Genomic DNA, 21,028 nt, shown 5'->3' on the forward strand with positions numbered 1-21,028 from the left:
CTGTATCCTATCGGTAGGTTAACCATTTGGGTGAATTTAAAACTCCTTCAAAATCGCCCTTTAATTCCTTTATACAAAAAATTATTGCATTTTCTGAAATCCTATTGCATAATCGCGGTTAAACAAGAAATTGCAACGCCCTTTTGTTTCGGTTTGGCCATTGTATGCAACCCGAAGATGTGTAGAAATCATTCGCTGAAACAACATTACCTTATTATTAAATTGCGCTAACGGTCTTAATTTAACTCCCGGAATGCCGTAGTTTTATCCGCTGGATAAGTGATCAGTAATGTTGGTGATGATCTATAAAACATGCCGTTTTACAGCTTTAATATGTGAGATCGATGAATGCTGCTAAAAGGAATTTTGGGGCTATAAAGCATATCTTTTTGGTTGGTATGTTATTGACAGTTACGTATGTGGCCAAATCGCAGGAATTGAATGGAAGGGTGATAGACTTTGCCCAGGGTGAGCCACTTGAATATGCGAGTATTGCTCTCTATAACTTATCAGATAGCGGTCTGGTAGCAGGAGTGATCACCGATGAACAGGGAACCTTTTCCATCAAGGGAATGAAGGAAGGAAGTTATTACCTCATAGGTCAGTTTCTTGGATATGAACCGTTGACTATCAGCGATATCAAACTTAAACAAGATCAACACCTCAACCTGGGTACGTTGAAACTTGAGCCTAACCAAAAACTATTGAAAGAAATAGAGATTACAGGAGAAAAGTTAACGGCTATACACAAAATTGACCGTCAGGTGTATACTGCTGAAAAGTTTCAGACAGCCCGGGGAGGAACAGCAACTGACCTTATACGTAATATGCCCTCGGTATCTGTGGATGCATTAGGTAACATTTCGGTACGAGGTGCCACGGGTTTTGTAGTATTACTGAATGGTAAGCCTATTCAGACGGATGCTACCACTGTACTTAATCAGTTGCCGGCCAATGCTATTGAAAACATCGAACTTATTACTGTTCCGTCTGCAAAGTACGATCCGGAAGGTAAGGGAGGTATCATTAATATACTTACCAAAAAGGGAGCTACAGACGGCCTTTTTTTACAGGTTAACGGGCGTTATGGTTTGCCTAGTATAGCCCCATACGATAATGCTGAAAATGCACACAGGTATGGTGGAGATCTGGTAATGAATTATAGAAAAGACAAGTGGGATGTGTCGTTTGGCTTCAATTATTTACGTAACGATATTTCAGGGAGAAGAGAGGGGAATGTCAATACTACCCAGGGAGATAGATTTACTTCTTTTCCTTCTGACGGGGAACGAAGTTTTGATGAAATCAACTATTCGGGAAGGTTTACGGTAGGCTATTCACCCGGGAAAAATAACGAGATCAACCTGGGGTTTTTCGCTGGTAAAAGGACAAAAGACCGCACCGCAGATATTCTTTATTTTAATAACAGGGCAGAGCGTCTTTCGACGGGAGAAGAGCTCTATGCTTTTCAATATTTCAATGAGAACCTGAGAGTAAGAAAAGGAGATTTTGTGTTGGGGAGTTTAGACTATGCGCATACATTCGGTAATCAGTCCAGCTTAAAAACCTCACTGTTGTTTGAATACACGTTGCTTGGAGGTCCTACCACAAATCTTAACCTTAACCCTGAGACCGGGTTCGTTTACCAAGACGAATTTAATACGAATGACAATCCTTTAAACGGTATCCGATATCAACTGGATTACTCATTAAAGCCAATGGAATGGGGTAAAATAGAAGTGGGATATCAATTCAGAAGCCTGGATCATACAGGCGATTTTATTTATGAGCGCAGGAATAATGAAACAGGAGATTTTGAATTAGTTCCTGAATTTTCCAGTGAAGTCGATCTTCTGAGAAGTATTCATTCAGGTTATGGTGTACTATCCGGTGGCAAAGGTAAATGGAATTATGGTGTTGGCCTGAGAATAGAGGTAATGGATCGTGAATTAACGCTAAAAGACAAAGCAGGAACCCTGAATACAACGTTTGATTATGACTTTGTCCAGGCTTATCCGTCCGCTAATTTGCAGTATGCGATGACTTCGGACTTCAGGCTAAAGGCAGCCTACAGCCGACGTGTGGAGCGCACCACTACATTCAAAATGAACCCTTTTCCTGAACGCGAACATTCGGAAACATTGGAACAAGGTGACCCTGAGTTGCTTCCTGAGTTTATTGACGTGGTGGAACTGGGTGCGGTGAAAGACATCGGTGATCATTCCTTTTTTGGTAATGTGTATTACAGGCATGTTAATAACCTTGTCAACCGTGTCAATACAGTTTTTAACGATACCATATTAAACAGGATTTACTCCAACGTCGGTACTGGCCGTTCATTAGGCTTTGAACTGGGAATGGAACTAAAACCTACAAATTGGTGGCAATTATTTTTGGGTGGGAATACCTATGAATACAGGGTCAAAGGTGTGTTTGATAATCGGCCCGTAAACACCTCAAGCTGGGTATATAATATCAATTTGAATACAACTTTTGACATCGGAAAAGCCATATCACTTCAATGGACATTAAACTACATTTCAGATAGGAACACTGCTCAGGGGGAAGACTCCCGTTTCTTATCACCTAACCTCACCTTGCAAAAAACATTTTTAGACAACCGCCTGTCCACTACTTTACAATGGCTGAATATGGACGCAGGTCTGCTATCTACCAATGAACAACGTATTACCACTTCCAGTCCCGGAGAATTCTTCACTACCACCAATTACGTGTATGAAGTGGATGTACTCATGATCAACATTAGTTATAGGATCAATAAGATTGCCGATAAGACCAGGTTTATTAAGAGTGAATTTGGTGAAAAGGAGTTTTAACCTGCCGTATTGATCAGGTAGGTTATGTATTTTATACCTTAGATTGTGGTTCCGCAATGTCCTTGTGCCTTGAAAGCTATAGGTCATGGCTTCTGATATTATTGAAAGTCAGAGCTCTTGCTGTTTCACCTTATCTTCCCGGCTATAGCTCAAAAGCACTATATGGTCGTGATTTTTACGGCCTTTTCAATGAAACCAGGTTCAAATTCAACGCCTAAACCCGGTTCACCCGGAACAGTGATCTTACCTTCTTTAGGTTGCAATGATGATGTAACAGAAAATACAGGCACTTTATCTTTATTACCTTTGAACTCCTGGTAATTACCTATATTGGGTACGCAGGATGCAAAGTGCATCATGTATAAAAAACCAAGAGCCTTGCCAGAGATGTGAGGTGTACAGTCAATTCCGATGGATCTTGCCATCCGTGCTACTTTTATTGAACGTGTAAGTCCACCAAAAAAGAGGAGGTCCGGCTGTACTATGGATAGAATGTTATGATCCATTAACCACATGAACTGGCGCATGCTTACTTCTTCTTCTCCCCCTGCTATGGGAATATTTAATCCGTCGGCTACAGCTTTTGTTTCTTCATAATGGTCAAATCGACAAGGCTCTTCATAAAATGCTGTTTGATATTCTTCCAATAGTTTACCTATTTCTATACCCATTTTGACATCGTATGACCCATTGGCATCTGTGTAAATCGTGGTGTCATCACCCAGCGTTTTGCGTACCAGTGGGATCAATGCCTTGTCCCTTTTTGTAGAGGCATCGTCGTAGGTCATGCGGGCGCCCAGGCGATATTTTACAGCCTTAGCGCCACTTTTTTCTATTAACCCCTGTAAGTATTCTACTTCCTCTTCAGGCCTGTTACCCCGATTTCCACTGGCATGGTAAATAGCAACTTCATTTCTTACCCTTCCGCCTAGAAGCTCACCAATGGGTTTTTTGGATACCTTGCCAAGCAGGTCCAAAATGGCCAGTTCAACATAGGCAACACCTACCCAAAAAGCCAGTCCTTGCCATTTGTAGTTTAATGCGGACATATACACTTTGTCCATTAGCCTGTCCAGGTCACGGGCATCTTCATTGAGAAAGTGTGGGGTCACACGATTGTACATTAATGCATAGATACTCTCGATGTATTTTTTATTATTAACAGAAATGCCTGTGACTCCATCTTTCGATGTTACTTTCGTAAAGAAATGCTCGCCGCTTTTAAATATTCCAATGGATTCGATCCACACGGAAGAAGAAATGAGCTCAGACCGCAATACCGGCTTTTGGACAATTTGCCTGAAAGTTGAAAGTCTTTCACTTGGAGCGTAGCCACTTAACTTTTTTTCAGGTGCCCGCTCTTGTATAGGTTCGCAGCTAACCAATGACGCCCCTAATGAAAGGGCAGTAGTGTTTTTGAGAAAGTCTCTACGTGATCTCATGACTATATGACGAAAATGAATAATTCACCCCTCACGATACCGGGATTTTCTGTGTTATAAGCTTTGGTCGATCATGCCTTTGCTTTCTTGATATCAGTACAGTCTTTGTTTCTCTGAATATTTAACAATGAAACTATTAGAGGAAGCCGCTCATGGTTGCAGAGCTTGCAGCCATCAACCTTACTTTTGATGAGAATGATCTTCGACTGTTGAATGCGTTTGCTTAGACCGGTTGAAATTTTTTCATATAATCTTCATCGTAATTTACTCCGAAGCCGGGCCCCTTAGGCACTTTTACTTTTCCATTCACTACCGGAAGATCCGGGGACAATCTTGAGCTCTCTTCCAGTTCTGCCCGATATTCCTGGAAAGGGCCGATGTTTTTGGTCATAGATGTAAAATGTAGCATATATGCTGCAATGGCATTCTTTTTTGGTGAATGTAAGGTGCAATTGATGCCTTGCGCTTCGGCCATTTTAGCTACTTTGATGGTCCTTATCATTCCTCCGTTATACATAATATCCGGCTGTACAGTATCAAAACCTTTATTTTTGATCATCCAATCCCATTTGGGCATACTATGGTCCTGTTCGCCACCTACCACCGGAATATTCAGGGCATCATTCACCGCTTTGGTGCCGGCAAAATCTTCCCAGGGTACCGGCTCTTCATAAAAACCCACCTTATACTCTTCCATAAGCCTCCCTATTTCTATGGCTTTAGGTACGTCATAAGATCCGTTGGCATCAAAGTAAAGCGTGAAGTCATCGCCCCAGGTTTTTCTGGACAGGCGTATCAGGTCTTCGGACCGTCCGGGATATGCATCCTTATTTTTACTCATTCTACCGCCTATTTTTAATTTTACTGCCCGGGCACCGGTTTCCTGTACGCGATCAGCTACCCACGATACTTCTTCTTCAGCTGTAGTACTTCTCAACGTGCTTGACATATACACCGGTATTTCTGTTTGTAGTACTTCACCGAGAAGTTGATTAACAGGTAAGCCAGCTTCTTTCCCCAGCAGGTCCAGAATACTTAATTCTATTTGTGCCAGGCTGTTCCATAAGGACAGCCCGGAATATTTATAATTCCGCCGAAAGGTGTACAATCCTTCTATCAGGGACTCTATGCTCGTAGCATCTTTACCTATGAAGAAAGGCTTTACATTCTTATCATAAAAAGTGAGCATTTGATTTAACTTACCATTTCCTGTGCAAACCCCTCTGGCGCCGCTTTTTGAAGTAACCACAGTGATGTACTCACCCTTGTAAGTCTTTAATTCTATGGAATCAATAATAACTGCCTGGCCTACTTTCTTTTTTAGATCAGGGATGAGGTGATCGTTATCGTTATCTTCCACAAAAGATAGACCCTTCAATGGATTGGTGATCAAACAAGCGGCCCCTATTGATCCAATGGTGCCTTTGTTTATGAAGTCTCTTCGGTTCATGATATTCACATAGTCAATGTACTGGATACTAAATTCAGTGGGTTAAGGCTATAATGACCTTCTATTCATTTAACAATATCTCCCTATTCATCAAACGCTCTTTATCCTTTTGATGGATGATCTTTATGGTCTGAAGAAATTCCGCTGCTATTTTTGAGAAGTCGCGCTGGTTTGCTGTAACCGAGGCCTGCATTAAAGACCGTGGTAATATAGAACTTCCATGGATGGCAGCAAGTAACCCTGTGGCAACTGCAGCGATGGATTCACAGTCCCTGCCATAGTACATGATGGTTCTTAGCGTTTTCATATAGTCACCCTGCCCATATTTTAATGCGGCATAGATAACAGGCAGGTTTTCTATGGTTCCCGTACGTGAAGGCCTTCCTACATTTGTTCCGGATTTATCCATATGTGGTACCTCAGGATCTTTTTGAGCTAATAATGCCGGTGGTAGCTGGGCATAATTCAGATAGACCTGGCGGACCTTTTTTCGGAAGGTTTCAAAATCATCTTCATGGTCAGTAGCCTTTAACGCATCCTCTAAAGCTAGTTTAGTGCCATCGCGGGCTACTTTTCTTGCCGTAGCTATCACGGATTCCAATGTGGCGTCAGGTGCAAAAGCAGCAGCAAAAGCGGCGGCATTTACAGCCCCTGCTTCCAGGGTGTATGACTCTGTATGGGCTATACCATAGCTGGCTGTTTCGTCATAGGCCCGCCATGGATCACCCGCATTGACGGCTCCTGTGGGGAGCGTAAAGGCTGAAAACCCATTCCCTAACCAGTTGCCTACACCGGCTTTGCGTGGATTTACCTGGTTCCATACCAAACGATGATACATGTACCTTTCCGGCCAGAACAAGGGTCTGTCCAATGGATAACGGTCTTCTTTTCGTTCAGGAATATAAACTTTCTTTTTGCCAATTTCCCGGACGAATAACTCCGCATAATCATAGGCGTCCAGGTGGTCCTGGTGTGTGTTGTAGATGTTAATAATTGCTTCTATTGCCAAAAGATCATCGGTGAAACGGCCATTCCCTTTGCCGGTATCTTTTTCAAGGTCTTTTTGTTTTGTGGGGGGGAGAAACGTTGTGAAATCCCAATCCGGAAACCTTTCCTGTATTTTGTCCGGATGCCAACCTTCTATGGGCGCCCCCATAGCATCACCAATAGCTGCGGCAAAGAGTGCCGCAGTTAATCTGTCTTGAAATGCAGGTGATGAGGGTTGCGCAATAAGATAACTGCTTACCAGTAATAATATGGCTGGCAATAGCTTGAGCATATTAAAGGGAAATTTGAGTGCCCAAAATGTCCAGAAAACTTCTTATCCATTTCGGATGTCCGGGCCATGCCGGAGACGTTACCCAATTGCCATCTGTAACCGCTTCGGTGGCACCTACCTCTATAAATTCGCCTCCGGCCATGGTCACTTCAGGACCTACTGCAGGATACGCCGTTAGTTTTTTTCCCCTTACCACATCTGCTGCCGTCAATATCTGGATACCATGGCATATGGCTGCGATGGGCTTGTTAGCCTGAGCAAAGTGCTGCGTGATGGCGATGATCCGGTCATTTAAACGAAGGTATTCAGGCGCCCTTCCACCCGCGATCATCAGCGCATCATAGTTGGAAGGTTCAGCCGCATTAAAGTCATGATTCAGTACAAAATTATGTCCTCGTTTTTCCGAATAAGTCTGAAAACCGTCAAAATCGTGGATGGAAGTAGCTATGAAATCCCCCTCTTTTTTACCGGGGCATACAGCATGAACTTCATGACCTACCATAGTCAGCATTTGAAAAGGGACCATGATCTCGTAATCTTCACCAAAGTCACCTACCAGGAAAAGGATCTTTTTCTTACTCATTTTTATTGGTCTCCATTTTTTTCCATGGCTTTTTCATTTACTATCAATCCGAGTCCCGGCGTTTCGGGCACTTTCAGAAAACCATCTTCAAATTCAAAGTAATTTTCGAAAAGCTCATAAAGCGAGCCGTACCCCTGATGCAGACGTTTGCCGGCGTATTCCTGGAAACGAGCTCCGTTAGGAATAGAGGCAAGTAGCTGTAAGCTTGCTCCGGTAGCAAGTGTAGGTTTGGCATTGTGTACCATGATCTGCTTACCAAAAGCATGGGCCATAGAAGCAGTTTTGCGACAATCGGTAATACCTCCGCACTTAATCACATCCGCGTTGATCACATCTACATTCGCCACAGTGATAAGGTCCTTCATCATCCATTTATTGTATTCATGTTCACCGGCCATTACCGGAATATCAAGCGCATCTACCACCTGGCGTAATCCTGTATAGTCTTGTTGAAATACCGGCTCCTCTAAGGCATCAATGCCCAATTTTTCATGCAGCTTTTTACCCATTATCACGGCCTGGGCCGGTGTGTACCCATTATTGAAATCAACAAACAGTTTTATGTTATCACCGATGGCAGACCGTATCTCTTTGACACATTCAAAAATGTCATCAGGATAAGGATTTACATTTTCCTGGCGGATTTGCATACGTGCTTTTACTGCTTTGTACCCCTGACCAACGAAGTCAGCAGCTATTTTGGCCATTTCCAAAGGAGTCTGGTAACGATCACCTTGAAAGCGCCCATAAGAGCCGTATACCTGGATCTTTTCCAATCCATTGCCTCCCAGTAGTTTATGTACCGGCATTTTCAGGATTTTACCTTTCAAATCCCACAATGCACTATCAACTCCTGATAAGGTTCCGGGGTGGATACCTCCAATGCCCGCTTCCAGCCCTTTGAGATAACATTCATGCCAAATGCCTTCACTATCAAAAGGGTTTTTACCTACAATGTATTTTTTTAAACCTTTTTTCAGGTAATCATTCGCATACAATTTGTTAGCGCCGTCACTTTCTCCCCAACCGGATATGCCGGCATCCGTTTCTATTTTTACAAAATGAGCTTTTCGAAAACGATACCCTTTCACATCGGTGATTTTGATATCAGCGGTGTTATCCGGAACAGGTATTAAGGACCTGTTTTCAGATCTTGCCGTCAGTGGTAAACTGGCCCCGGCCGTACCAAGAGCAGCGTATTTAAGAAATGCTTTTCTATCCATGTGTGTGATTATTTGCTTTTCATATGTTCCTTTTGGATCACTTTGACGTTTTTGTGGCGCCGTTCATTGAGGCTCGGATCTTCTCCCATCCAGGCCCATAGTTTTATAAGCCCGTTTTGATGGGCGCTTACAAGGAAACTGCCATCGTTGTTAAAATCGATATATTCAGCATGGTCACCGGCCCATACCTTGTGGGCTAAAGGAATACGATCATTTTTGTATGCAATGACTTCTTCTACCCTGTAAACACGTATATAAGGATCATGTCCTGCAAACAAAAGATAGTTGCCATTAGGATGCCAGGAGACCGTTTCTACCTTTTTACCTGTGTGCGAGAATTTTTTTAGCAATTTACCTGATTGCCATTCCCACAGGTAGAGGTGGCCATCATTGGCACCTGCAAAAACATATTTGCTGTCAGGTGAGAATACCCCTGTAATGAATTTCATATAAGTATCGGCCTCAAGTGTTTGTAACAGAGACCAGTCAGAAGTGTTATAGATTTTTATTCCGCCATGGCCGGTAGCAAGAAGATAACGATCATCTGCAGAAAAAAACAGCTCGTTGATAGTGCCGCCGAAATCTATGGCTTTGATCTCTCTTCCTGAGGGCACTTCAAATACTCTTATGAACGCCTCTTTGGACCCTTTTTTATTTTTGATCTCTTCTTCTCCGCTCACTACCAATGAACCGGTATTGGACCATGTCAACCCGTCAATTCCATTTTGATGCGGTAGTTTTAAAATGATTTCTCCTGAGGCGGCAGAATATACCGTTACTAGAAAATCTTCACTACAGGCTGCTACATATTTGTCATCGGCTGACCAACCTACCCGTTCTATTTCCTGAGCAGCATATTGCCGCCATATTTCAGTTCCGTCAGAAGTACGCCACATAATGACAGAATTGTCATATTTGGTACCACTTACAATGAATTTTCCATCCCGGGAAAACTCGGCCGATTCTACTGATCCGGCTTCGCCGAATACGTCTGCCACGCGTGACCAAACAGGTTCTAGTCTTAGCTGATAATCATAATGACCCTGTGACAAAGACACATAGGACAGAAGAGAAAAAAGACTGGATAAACCAATTGATTTTATCATGATAAATAGCTATTTATTGGTATGACGAAAATATCATGATTTACCATCACAAGGCCATTTAATTTACTTATGGCCTTAAGGGTTTACGTGATTTAAAACGTCAATAAAAAAGGTGTCACAAATCAACTTCATAAGATATGAAAATCATTGGTATAGGTGTTAACTACAATAAATCACCGGATGAAAAAAAAGACATTCCGGATGACTTAATGATCTTTTCCAAACCAGAAACCGCACTGGCCTCAGGAAGTGTATTCCACTATCCGTCGTGCAGTGAAAAAGTTTTCTATGAAATGGAAATTGTCCTTAAACTGAACAAAACATTGAAAGAGGCAACGCTGGAGGAAGCCTTTAATTCATTTGATGAAATAGCCCTGGGTATAGATTGGACGGCCAAAGATCTGCAAAGGGGGGCCAAAGAAAAAGGCTGGCCCTGGGTGTTCGCCAAAGGTTTTGACGAATCAGCTTTTTTATCGGACTGGATACCTGTAAGGGAATTTGAAAATGTACGTGATCTGGACCTTACCTTTAAAGTTAATGGTGAGATACGTCAACAGGGCAACACGCGTCAGATGATTGCAGCTTATGAGCATATCATTGCTTACGCATCACGCTTTATGACATTAGAACCCGGAGATATTATTATGTCTGGTACTCCTCCCACAGCCGGAGAAACCTTTAAGGGCGATCATGCAGAAGGATTTATTGGAAATACTAAATACCTGGATTTTAAAGTGGTTTGAGGGTTGAACAGTTGACACTCCAGTAATTCATCACAGACCTAACAGGCCTAAGAATTTAACCAAAAAATATAAATGAATACATCCAATGTAACTATTTCAGGACTTCTATTGCCTGGCTACGAAACTATACTCACAGAAGGTGCATTAAAGTTCGTCAGTCATATGCATGAAACATTTAATGCCCGGCGTGAAGCGCTGTTAGCTGCACGCGATGAACGTCAGAAAAGAATAGATCTTGGAGAGATGCCTGACTTTCTACCTGAAACGGAAAGCGTGAGGACGGGTGAATGGCAGGTCAATCCTTTACCGGATGACCTGCAAGATAGAAGAACTGAGATTACGGGCCCTGTGGATCGAAAGATGGTGGTCAATGCGCTGAACTCAGGTGCCAAAGTATTCATGGCAGATTTTGAAGATGCAAATTCTCCCACCTGGAAAAATACCATCGATGGGCAGATCAACTTGTTCGATGCCATACGAAGACAAATAGATTTTACGGCTCCCAACGGTAAAGAATATAAGCTAAAAGAAGAAACAGCGGTGCTGAAAGTCAGGCCCCGGGGTTGGCATCTGGTAGAAAAGCATGTGCTGGTAGATGGAGTGCCGGTCTCTGCCTCAATTTTTGATTTTGGACTTTTCTTTTTTCATAATGCCAGGCAGTTAATAGCCAATGGATCAGGTCCCTATTTTTATCTTCCTAAAATGGAGAGTCACCTGGAGGCCAGGCTATGGAATGAAATTTTCAAAGAGGCCCAGCGGCTTCTTGATATTCCTTCCGGTACAGTCAAAGTCACCGTGCTCATAGAGACGATACTGGCAGCATTTGAAATGGAAGAGATCATTTACGAGCTGCGTGAACATATGGCGGGGCTGAATGCAGGACGCTGGGATTATATATTCAGCATTGTAAAGAAATTCAGGAATCATCCTCAATACACTCTACCTGATCGTGCGGAGGTTACCATGACGGTACCCTTTATGCGTTCGTATGCACAGTTGCTGGCCAAGACTTGCCATAAACGGGGAGCACATGCTATGGGAGGAATGTCAGCCTTTATTCCAAGTCGTAGTGATGAAGAGGTGAACCGGACCGCTTTTGAAAAAGTAAAAGCAGACAAAAAATTAGAAGCTTCTACGGGTTATGATGGTACCTGGGTGGCACATCCCGACCTTGTGCCTGTCGCCATGGAGGAATTCAATGAATTTATAGGCACAGGAAAACATCAAAAAGAACAGCTGTTGGATGATGTTCAAATACAAGGAGAGGACCTTATTAATTTTTCTATTGAAGGAGCTAAGATCACAGAAGCCGGATTACGGATGAATATCAATGTGGGTATTTTGTATATCGAATCCTGGTTAATGGGAGTAGGAGCAGCTGCTTTATACAATCTTATGGAAGATGCTGCCACCGCTGAAATATCTCGCGCACAAGTTTGGCAGTGGCTTCATAACCCTTCCATCAAACTGGAAGATGGCAGGGCTATTGATGAGGCATTGTGTGACAATGTACAAAAAGAAGAGTTGGCAAAAATAAAGGATATGGTGGGCCAGGAGAGATATGAAAAAGGCCGGTTTCGGGAAGCTGCTGCTATTTTTGATCACCTGGTAAAGACCGAAGAATTTGTGGATTTTCTTACGCTAAAAGCTTACGATGCCATTGATTGATATTAATCAACTGTTTATGAGTTCAATCTAACCATGTCGTTATCTCTACAGGCTTTTTTTGCTGCGGTGCCTATACTATCCGGCGCTATTCTGATGGTAGGTTTTCGATGGCCTGCCAAGGTAGCTATGCCTTTAGTTTATCTGTTAGCCGTGATACTGGCTTTTTTTGCCTGGGAGATACCTTTTTTACACATTCTTGCGTCCACTTTTCAGGGTTTTTTTATCACTTTTGATATTATTTACATCATTTTCGGAGCCATTCTTTTGTTGAATGTGCTGAAATATTCAGGAGCGGTAAGTGTTATCAGATCAGGTTTTTCAGGAATAAGCAAAGACCGACGTGTTCAAATGGTGATCTGTGTTTGGCTATTCGGTGCTTTTATTGAAGGTGCCGCAGGTTTTGGTACCCCTGCGGCTATTACTGCACCACTATTAGTGGCTTTAGGTTTTCCTGCTGCAGCTGCTGTAATGCTGGGTATGATGGTGCAGAGTACACCTGTTACCTTTGGTTCGGCGGGTACCCCGGTGCTGGTAGGTGTAAAAGGTGGGCTTGAAAATCCTGATCTTATGGCTACGCTGGCAGCTTCCGGGTGGACTTTTTCTGATTATATACAATGGGTGACTAATCATGCGGCACTGATGCATGCCATCACAGGAACACTGATGCCGTTATTTATGTGTGCCATGATGACCCGTTTTTTTGGTAAGAACAAGTCATGGAAGGAGGGTTTAGAACTATGGCCATTTGCCCTGTTTGCCGGAGCATCGTTTACTGTTCCATATTACCTGACCGGTATTTTTCTCGGACCGGAATTCCCTTCTTTGTTGGGATCATTGGTAGGCTTGGGTATTGTGACCAGTGCAGCAAAAAGAGGTTTCCTTATTCCTAAAAAGGTTTGGGATTTCCCTTCTGAAAAAGAATGGCCTTCTTCCTGGATGGGGAGCCTGAAAATGGATTTGAGTAAAGGGAATGATAGTATGAAACTCAGTAAGGCCTGGCTGCCGTATTTATTTGTGGCGCTTTTATTGGTACTGAGCCGGTTGAACCAATTGCCTCTTAAAGCCGCGCTCAACAGCCTGGCATTCCAATGGACTGACATTTTTGGTACGGGCATCGGCGCGTCGACTAAAATACTTTATTTACCAGGTACTATTTTGATGATAGTGGTGGTGGTGACCTACTTTCTGCACAATATGAAGCCTGTCCAATTTCGGGCTGCTTTCAAAGATTCTGCTAATGTGATCCTTGGTGCCGGTTTCGTTTTGATTTTTACCGTACCCATGGTACGAGTATATATTAATTCCGGAGTCAATGATCTTGGACTTTCCAGCATGCCGATTGCAATGGCTGAATGGGTAGCTGCTTCAGTGGGTAACATATGGCCCTTATTTGCTCCTTCGATAGGAGCTTTAGGAGCCTTTATAGCCGGCAGCAACACGGTAAGTAATTTAATGTTTTGTCTGTTTCAATATGGAGTTGCTGAAAAGTTGAGTATTTCAAGCACCATAGTAGTTGCATTACAGGCAGTAGGTGCCGCAGCCGGAAATATGATCGCTATTCATAATGTAGTGGCTGCTTCGGCTACGGTAGGTCTAATGGGACAGGAAGGCGCAATACTTCGTAAAACTTTTTTGCCCACCCTATACTATGTGGTAGTAGTAGGTATTCTGGGCTATCTATCCATCTATGTTTTGCAGGTAACAGATCCTTTTTAGCTCACTCGGAGGTCTTTAGCTCTTAATCTGATCAAATCGGCTGAGATGAAAGGCTTTGCCTGAATTTTTATTTATAAGTAAGTAGTAAGATCAAACTATATTACTCTGACAGGTGAGGTGTCGGCTTTAGTAACTTTCTGTCTTTTCAGACTGTTTTGGTTCAAAGGTAAATTAGTGGAGGGGCTGAAGTTCAGGGATTTCTTACGCTTAAGATTTTCTTAAACATGAGTTATATCAAAAAAATGGCAAAGATTCGTCATTGGAAATTTGATGTTGAAACGGCTTCTTTATTACTGTAAGGATATAGTCTGGCGAAAATATATGTTTTGTATATTTTTTTAAAGAAACCGTAGTTGTAATGTTCCTATTGATGTTCTGTTAATACATAAGCAATTTAGTTATGCGGCACTTTTTGTGGATAAGTATATGTACAATACCACTGTTGTGCTGGTCCCAGGAAAGCTATGTTGTGAATTCAATCAATTATTCCTACAAAACACTGACATCACCTACTGCTATAAGTAAAAATGCCATATCCGATGTGTCAATTCCCATAGGATTTGATTTTACTTTTTATGATCAAAAGTATGACGAGGTTTATAGTAATATAAATGGGTATATTACTTTTCTGGAGTTACAAGGGGACAGTGATTTTGGAGGGCTGTCTATTCCTGGCAATGATATACCCAATGGGTTTATTGCCGGAAACTGGTCATTTTTGGCACCTTCCCAGGGTAGTTCAATTACTTATCAAACTATGGGAGAAGCTCCTGAAAGAGTCTTTATTATAGCACATGAAAACTTCTCCTTATCTGGTAATAACCTGGCTAACTCTCGTTTTCAAATACAACTTTTCGAAGGTTTAAACACGATTGAAATACATTGTGAAAACTGCACCAATAGTGGAAGTCCACAAACCCAGGGGATTGAAAATCAATTTGGTACAGAAGGTATTACCTATCCCGGAAGAAACCGTAATGTTTATAATTTATGGAATGAAGGTGTCATCTTTGTACCAATAAGGGCCTTGCCAGGCTTAAATGAGATAACACTTTCCTGGCAGAATATCTTTAATAAAGCAGGGTATACTTTACAAAGGTCGGTGGATGGTAATAATTATACTACGATTGCGACACTCTCTCCCAGCCAGACTTCTTTTAACGACACGGCTTTAGATTCAGATACTGAATACTATTACCGGTTGATGATCCCCCGCACAGAAGGTACCAGGCAAATTGATATAGTATCAGGTACTACACCGAACATACCTACGGGTTTATCGGCTGCGGTAAACGGAGCTATTGAAATTGAACTGAGATGGGTGGATGATTCAAATACAGAAGACGGGTATGTGATTGAGAGGTCTTTGCCAGATGAAGATGGCTTTGAGATCATAGCTTCCATACCTGCTAATTCCGAAAGTTATGTTGATAAATCGCTTAACTCGGAGACCACATATGATTATCGTATATCAACATTTAATGCAAGAGGCACTTCTCCTGTTTCCAAACTGGCATCTGCTACCACCAGGGCTCGATCGTTGTATTTTGTGGATAAGGATGCCACCGGAAGGAATAATGGAAAATCGTGGACCGATGCGTTTACAGATTTAAGTGCTGCTCTAAAGGTAATTGGCGATGGTGCTGATATCTGGATAGCCGATGGCACCTATAAGCCCGGTGGCATTGCTCCTATCGAAACCTCCTCTTTTGAAATTAATGTAGCTGGTCTGAGGATTTACGGCGGCTTTAATGGAACTGAAGAGAAGCTGGAGGATCGGAAAGTAGAAATATATACGACCATACTAAGTGGAGATATAGGAATAATTGATGATCGATCGGACAACATTGATCAGATCATTTATTATTCGAACTCTTCTAATTTTTTACAGGTATTTGACCTTACCATAGAAGATGCTGATTCAGATACGGCAAAGGGAGGTGGATTGCAAAGTGTTGGTAAAGTGAGACTTGAAAATGTAACATTTAAAAATAACAGTGCTTCCAACGGTGGTGCCCTTTATGCCTTTGAAGATACTTACCTATCTGGTTGTATATTTAAAAATAACAGTGCGGTAGGTAGTAGCCATGGTTATGGAGGAGCCATATATTATAATGGCACAGAGCATTCGAAAGTATGGATCAATAATTCTGAATTCACAAATAACGAGGCAATGCTTTTTGGCGGTGCCATTGCAACAGCTAATCGCAGATCAGGATTAAGTACTATCAGTATGAATGATGTTTATGTCTCAGAAAACGAGGCAAGCTATGGCGGAGGTATCTTTTTTCAGGATGTTAATGCGTTTGTGTCGAATACTATCATCAGCGATAATATGGCTTCTGCATCTGACGGGTTTGGAGGAGGAGGAGGGTTATTTATATATCACAGTACCGTGACTATAGATAGTGCCACGATCTCAGGAAACCATACGGCAGCTACCGGGGGAGGATTATACGTGGAACGTTCTTCTGAATTAAAGATGAACCGGGTGATCATTGTTAATAATCTGGCAAGTACTGATGGTGCCGGCCTTTGCCTTGAATATGTGAATGATCTATCCAATGATCAGGTGCAAATTGTGAATACAGTAATAGCTGATAATGAAGGTATGGGGGCTTGCCATGAAGATATGTAGGAAGAGATTTACTATCCCGATGAATAACACGGACTCACCGAGCCCTGGTTTCAATGTAATTTTTAGTGTTGTACTAAAAAATGACAGATGAATCAGGCTATTCATGATGGTGATAATCACATCCACAGTTTTGCAAATCTCGTTTTTCCTTTAGGTCAGAGATGATCGATCTTAAACAGTCTACAGAAGGTCTGTCTGCCAGGGCTTAATTTTAAGTTTCCCGATTCTTACAGTTTCAGGAAATAGTTAACGATGAACATTCTCCTAGAGGTGACAACTTTCAATTAAAATGATCATACATGCCCCTTTTTGGACTAGCCATCTGATTTACAGGGATTAGTAAAAAATGACCAACCTTGGTCATTGACGTTAGCGTGTATAACCATTTGCTTTGTATTTATACCATTTTTTAAGCGTGCCGTTGTCATGAGCGGATTTTTTTAACAAATGCACCCAATTATCATCAGGTTATGAAGTATTTTTTATGGATAGGCTTATGGATCTATCCCTTACTATGTTGGTCTCAAGAAGACTATATAATCGCAACTGCTCCGTTTTCTTATAAATCATTGACTTCTGCGAATGCGATTAATTTAACCCGTGGTGATGTGAAAGGCCCGATCCCTATTGGATTTACCTTTAATTTTTATGGAGAAAACTATACGGAGGTTTACATTGGCAGTGCTGGATTCATCACGTTTTTACCCTACCAGAAAGATGGATGTTGTGAAGGACAGACCATTCCCAACCCATCAAGTCCTAATGGTTTGATAGCAGGGTATTGGGAGGATTACGTGCCTGAAAGAGGAGGATCTATTTCTTATCAAACCTTAGGAAATGCTCCCAACAGGATTTTTGTAGTGCAATATGCTGACATCAAACACAACTATGGACAAAATCCGGAAGTAAGCTTTCAGATACAATTATTTGAAGGAGCGAATACCATTGAAATACATTGCCTTGATTGTACGTCCGATGGTGATGAACATACACAAGGAATTGAAAGCCAGTCTGGTAATGAGGCTGCTGTGCGGGATGGAAGAAGCGCTGCTGATTTTAGCGTTGTAAATGGTGCAGACATTTTTGCCAGGTTTAATGTACAATCAAATAGCAATGAAATTACACTTTCCTGGCCCGGTTTTCCCCAAGCAACGGGCTATACACTACAACGATTTGATGGCGGCACCCCGGTTGATATTGCAACGCTTTCGGCCAGTGAAACTTCTTTTACTGATAGCCAGTTATCCCCGGATACTAACTATGATTACCGGTTACAGGTGTCTTTGCCCGGGGAAGAGCTAATAGAATTTAACTTTACAGCAAGTACAATATCCAGCTTACCTGGTGACTTTAGGGGAGTGGTGAGTAGTCCAATAGAAGTTCAACTTAGCTGGACGGATAATTCTTCATCAGAAGATGGTTATATCATCGAACGGTCATTGACATCAGGTACCGGATTTGTCGAAATTGCCAGGGTTGGTGCAAATGAAGACGAATATGATGACAGATCACTGACCAGCGAAACAACTTATTTTTACCGTATATCAGCCTATAATTCAACCAATACGAGTGAATTCACTGCCGAGGTGATGATCACTACACCGGGTCGGTCGCGGTATTTTGTAGATGCGGATGCAGAGGGGGGTAACGACGGAAGTTCATGGGAAAATGCCTTTGCAAACCTCTATGATGTTCTGGCCATTGCAGAAGATGGCGCTGAAGTGTGGGTTGCCGAAGGAATATACAAACCGGAACCAAAACCCAGATCTCGTTCTGCACGCTTTGACATCTCTCAGGCAGGTTTATCCATTTATGGTGGGTTTGCAGGAGATGAAAGTAGTATTTCAGCACGAAACATACAAGCCCATCCTACCATATTAAGTGGGGATATTGGAGAAATAGGAACCACATCGGATAATGTTTATCAGTTAATTAGCAATACTTCAGAAGATAATTCACTTCACCTGAATGGTTTGACAATACGTGATGTCAGAGGGGGTGGGGCAAGGTCAGGCGGAGGTATGTATAGCCGAGGTCATATTAGGTTGCATAATGTTATTTTTGAAAACAACCAAGCTTCAACAGGTGGCGCTCTTTACGTGAACAGCGGTGTGGAACTAATCAACTGTACTTTTAAAAATAACAGTACAACCAATACATATGGGCGAGGAGATGGAGGTGGAGCGGTGTACCTGAGGATGCAGCCTGATGAAAATGAAGACATTTATATCAAGGATTCAAGATTTATCGATAATGACTCTGATTATTATGGTGGTGCTCTTTATATCGATGTAAAGAGCAATTACACACCAAAGGTGAGTTTTAATCAGGTTGAAATACGAGGTAACACTGGAGGGTGGCATGTTGGTGGCCTGTACATTGAAGGTAATTGCGAAGTGGATATAACAAGTTCTACCATCAGTGAGAATTTGGCTGATCGCCTGGGAGGAGGCGCGTGGATCAGAAATGATGGTAGCCTTAGTATCAGTAATTCTACGATTTCAGGCAATACGAGTCGCTTTAGTGGTGCGGGATTAGCTTTAAACATAGGTGGTAATGCTTCCTTAAATCATGTCACTGTTTTTAACAATAAAATAACCGGAAATGGTGATTGGGAAGGTGGAGGAATTTTGAATTATACTCCCTTGACCTTAAAAAACTGTATTGTGGCAGGTAACAAAGGTGTCAATTCAATAAATGACGATATCAGTGGAAATAATGACGGGCAGTTTATCAGTTTAGGCAATAATATCATAGGGGATATCGGTTTACAACCCTTTGATGCTAATACTATCGGAGACGTTTATGGGGATACGGAAGGAACCAGTGAGGCCAATGAAGGTGCTGTCAGGGTCACCGATGCACCGGTTGACCCGGGATTAGAAGACCTGGCAGAAAATGGTGGGTTTACACTTACCCATGCATTGAAAAGTGATAGCCGGGCGCGTAACGGAGGTGCTCCTTCTGATTTGTCAGCTGATCAACGGGGATTACCTCACGTCGGACTTCCTGATATTGGGGCTTTTGAGTTTAATGCACCCCCGTTTTTAGCGGACGGTATTCCGGATCAATTTGCTGCACGTTTACAGGATTTTTCTTTCACCATTCCTGAGGGAGCTTTTAATACCGGAGACGAAGGAGATGTATTTACATATACCGCTGTATTGACGGATGATACCGACCTTCCGGCCTGGCTCACGTTGGATGGGACTACCGGACAATTTACAGGAGTTCCAACAGAAGATGATGTTACTGTGGTGGTGAAAGTGACCGCTCAAGATAGACAAGATATCACCATTACGGATGAGTTTGAAATTAGCGTGATCAATGGTCCTGCCGTGGATAATATCATACCGGATCAGGTAGCCTTTCAACTTCAGGAATTTTCATTTATTGTTCCTGCTAATTCGTTTAGTCCCGGAAATGAAGGGGATGTAATTACCTATAGCGCTACACTAAGTGATAATGCTCCTCTACCGGCATGGCTTACATTTGATGCTGATACACGGCAGTTTTCAGGCACACCTACGCTTACCGATATATCGGCCATAGTAATAAAGGTGGTAGCCACCGATCAACGGGGGTTTTTCATTTCGGATGAATTTGAGATCTCAATTAACATTATTACCCGTGTGGATGAGGTGAACAATACTCAGTTGCATCTTTATCCTAATCCAGTGACAGATGTCCTTCATGTTTACCTGCCCGGAGAGGTTTCCGAAGAAGTACAAGTGAAGGTCTCAACACTCAATGGTCTGCTTTTACTTCACCATACCTTGACCAATCAGACCGGGGAATTGACACTTTCAACCTCCAGCCTCAAACCAGGCATATATGTAGTAGAACTATCTTCCAAAACCAATATCTACCAGAACAAAATCATCAAAGAGTAAAAGATATGAAAAGTATAAAAAAATGGACTTACCTGTTAAATGCAGGTGTATTACTAGCTGTTTTTACATTGATAGGCTGTGGCAAAGATGATGATGGCCCGTCAGCGTCTGAAGTACTCCTTTCAGAGCTAAGTGCTAAAAAATGGACGGTAGAAAAAGTAATGCGTGACAATACAGAGGTCACTTCCGAATTTTCAGGGTTTACGTTTTCCTTTACTAAAGAAGGTAAATATGAGACAGAGAATGGTGGGTTAGCCTGGGAAGCAGAAGGCACGCTGATCTTACAAGAGGACTCATCGGATACGTTCACGAGAGATGACGATGTAGTGGTGAAGATCACCATTCAGGAAGGAAGTGCCCTGACCATGGCATTCACAATTTCTGAAAATGTGCATAGTGGCCGAACCACAAGTTTGAAAGGGGTGTACAGTTTCGAGTTGAAGTAATCTG

The 21,028-nt window shown here is 42.3% G+C and carries 13 protein-coding genes; 7 read left to right on the forward strand and 6 right to left on the reverse strand.

Going from position 1 to position 21,028, the window contains the following annotated elements; genetic code table 11:
* Positions 1–344 precede the first annotated feature (344 nt).
* Positions 345–2,837, forward strand: coding sequence for a TonB-dependent receptor domain-containing protein (locus FNH22_RS28640; protein WP_143401960.1), 2,493 nt, complete (start codon positions 345–347; stop codon positions 2,835–2,837).
* Between the two features lie 158 nt (positions 2,838–2,995).
* Here FNH22_RS28640 and FNH22_RS28645 read toward each other — a convergent pair whose 3' ends face one another.
* From FNH22_RS28645 to FNH22_RS28670, 6 genes are all read right to left on the reverse strand, one after another.
* Complete coding sequence (locus tag FNH22_RS28645; RefSeq protein WP_143401961.1) at positions 2,996–4,279, reverse strand: mandelate racemase/muconate lactonizing enzyme family protein; 1,284 nt, start codon at positions 4,277–4,279, stop codon at positions 2,996–2,998.
* Between the two features lie 223 nt (positions 4,280–4,502).
* Positions 4,503–5,729: a mandelate racemase/muconate lactonizing enzyme family protein gene (locus tag FNH22_RS28650; protein WP_143401962.1), complete on the reverse strand. Its 1,227-nt coding sequence runs from the start codon at positions 5,727–5,729 to the stop codon at positions 4,503–4,505.
* A 61-nt stretch (positions 5,730–5,790) separates the two neighbouring features.
* Positions 5,791–7,008 (reverse strand): ADP-ribosylglycohydrolase family protein, encoded by a 1,218-nt coding sequence (locus FNH22_RS28655; RefSeq protein WP_143401963.1) that lies wholly within the window; start codon positions 7,006–7,008, stop codon positions 5,791–5,793.
* 1 nt (position 7,009) lies between these two features.
* A complete protein-coding gene (locus tag FNH22_RS28660) occupies positions 7,010–7,591 on the reverse strand; it encodes a DJ-1/PfpI family protein (protein WP_143401964.1) in 582 nt (193 codons plus the stop codon).
* Between the two features lie 2 nt (positions 7,592–7,593).
* Positions 7,594–8,814 carry a mandelate racemase/muconate lactonizing enzyme family protein gene (locus FNH22_RS28665; protein ID WP_143401965.1) on the reverse strand — a complete coding sequence of 407 codons (1,221 nt, stop codon included), beginning with the start codon at positions 8,812–8,814 and terminating at the stop codon, positions 7,594–7,596.
* Positions 8,815–8,822: 8 nt separating this feature from the next.
* A complete protein-coding gene (locus FNH22_RS28670; RefSeq protein WP_143401966.1) occupies positions 8,823–9,920 on the reverse strand; it encodes a WD40 repeat domain-containing protein in 1,098 nt (365 codons plus the stop codon).
* A 137-nt stretch (positions 9,921–10,057) separates the two neighbouring features.
* Here FNH22_RS28670 and FNH22_RS28675 point away from each other — a divergent pair, with 137 nt between their 5' ends.
* From FNH22_RS28675 to FNH22_RS28700, 6 genes are all read left to right on the forward strand, one after another.
* Complete coding sequence (locus FNH22_RS28675; RefSeq protein ID WP_143401967.1) at positions 10,058–10,663, forward strand: fumarylacetoacetate hydrolase family protein; 606 nt, start codon at positions 10,058–10,060, stop codon at positions 10,661–10,663.
* A gap of 72 nt (positions 10,664–10,735) precedes the next feature.
* Entirely contained in the window at positions 10,736–12,331 is a 1,596-nt protein-coding gene (gene aceB, locus FNH22_RS28680; protein WP_143401968.1) for a malate synthase A, read from the forward strand.
* Between the two features lie 33 nt (positions 12,332–12,364).
* Complete coding sequence (locus FNH22_RS28685) at positions 12,365–14,047, forward strand: L-lactate permease (RefSeq protein WP_143401969.1); 1,683 nt, start codon at positions 12,365–12,367, stop codon at positions 14,045–14,047.
* A gap of 400 nt (positions 14,048–14,447) precedes the next feature.
* Positions 14,448–16,685: a fibronectin type III domain-containing protein gene (locus FNH22_RS28690; RefSeq protein WP_143401970.1), complete on the forward strand. Its 2,238-nt coding sequence runs from the start codon at positions 14,448–14,450 to the stop codon at positions 16,683–16,685.
* Positions 16,686–17,155: 470 nt separating this feature from the next.
* On the forward strand, positions 17,156–20,578 hold the full coding sequence (locus tag FNH22_RS28695; protein ID WP_143401971.1) for a putative Ig domain-containing protein: 3,423 nt from the start codon (positions 17,156–17,158) through the stop codon (positions 20,576–20,578).
* Between the two features lie 5 nt (positions 20,579–20,583).
* A complete protein-coding gene (locus FNH22_RS28700) occupies positions 20,584–21,024 on the forward strand; it encodes a hypothetical protein (RefSeq protein ID WP_143401972.1) in 441 nt (146 codons plus the stop codon).
* The last annotated feature ends 4 nt before the right edge of the window (positions 21,025–21,028 follow it).

The organism is Fulvivirga sp. M361, assembly GCF_007097395.1.
In the GTDB taxonomy this organism is placed as follows: Bacteria; Bacteroidota; Bacteroidia; order Cytophagales; family Cyclobacteriaceae; genus Fulvivirga.

Bases quoted from the DNA above. Each gene is read 5' to 3' on its own strand.
- FNH22_RS28640 (WP_143401960.1), top strand. From the start codon at position 345: ATGAATGCTGCTAAAAGGAATTTTGGGGCTATAAAGCATATCTTTTTG.
- FNH22_RS28645 (WP_143401961.1), bottom strand. From the start codon at position 4,279: ATGAGATCACGTAGAGACTTTCTCAAAAACACTACTGCCCTTTCATTA.
- FNH22_RS28650 (WP_143401962.1), bottom strand. From the start codon at position 5,729: ATGAACCGAAGAGACTTCATAAACAAAGGCACCATTGGATCAATAGGG.
- FNH22_RS28655 (WP_143401963.1), bottom strand. From the start codon at position 7,008: ATGCTCAAGCTATTGCCAGCCATATTATTACTGGTAAGCAGTTATCTT.
- FNH22_RS28660 (WP_143401964.1), bottom strand. From the start codon at position 7,591: ATGAGTAAGAAAAAGATCCTTTTCCTGGTAGGTGACTTTGGTGAAGAT.
- FNH22_RS28665 (WP_143401965.1), bottom strand. From the start codon at position 8,814: ATGGATAGAAAAGCATTTCTTAAATACGCTGCTCTTGGTACGGCCGGG.
- FNH22_RS28670 (WP_143401966.1), bottom strand. From the start codon at position 9,920: ATGATAAAATCAATTGGTTTATCCAGTCTTTTTTCTCTTCTGTCCTAT.
- FNH22_RS28675 (WP_143401967.1), top strand. From the start codon at position 10,058: ATGAAAATCATTGGTATAGGTGTTAACTACAATAAATCACCGGATGAA.
- aceB (WP_143401968.1), top strand. From the start codon at position 10,736: ATGAATACATCCAATGTAACTATTTCAGGACTTCTATTGCCTGGCTAC.
- FNH22_RS28685 (WP_143401969.1), top strand. From the start codon at position 12,365: ATGTCGTTATCTCTACAGGCTTTTTTTGCTGCGGTGCCTATACTATCC.
- FNH22_RS28690 (WP_143401970.1), top strand. From the start codon at position 14,448: ATGCGGCACTTTTTGTGGATAAGTATATGTACAATACCACTGTTGTGC.
- FNH22_RS28695 (WP_143401971.1), top strand. From the start codon at position 17,156: ATGAAGTATTTTTTATGGATAGGCTTATGGATCTATCCCTTACTATGT.
- FNH22_RS28700 (WP_143401972.1), top strand. From the start codon at position 20,584: ATGAAAAGTATAAAAAAATGGACTTACCTGTTAAATGCAGGTGTATTA.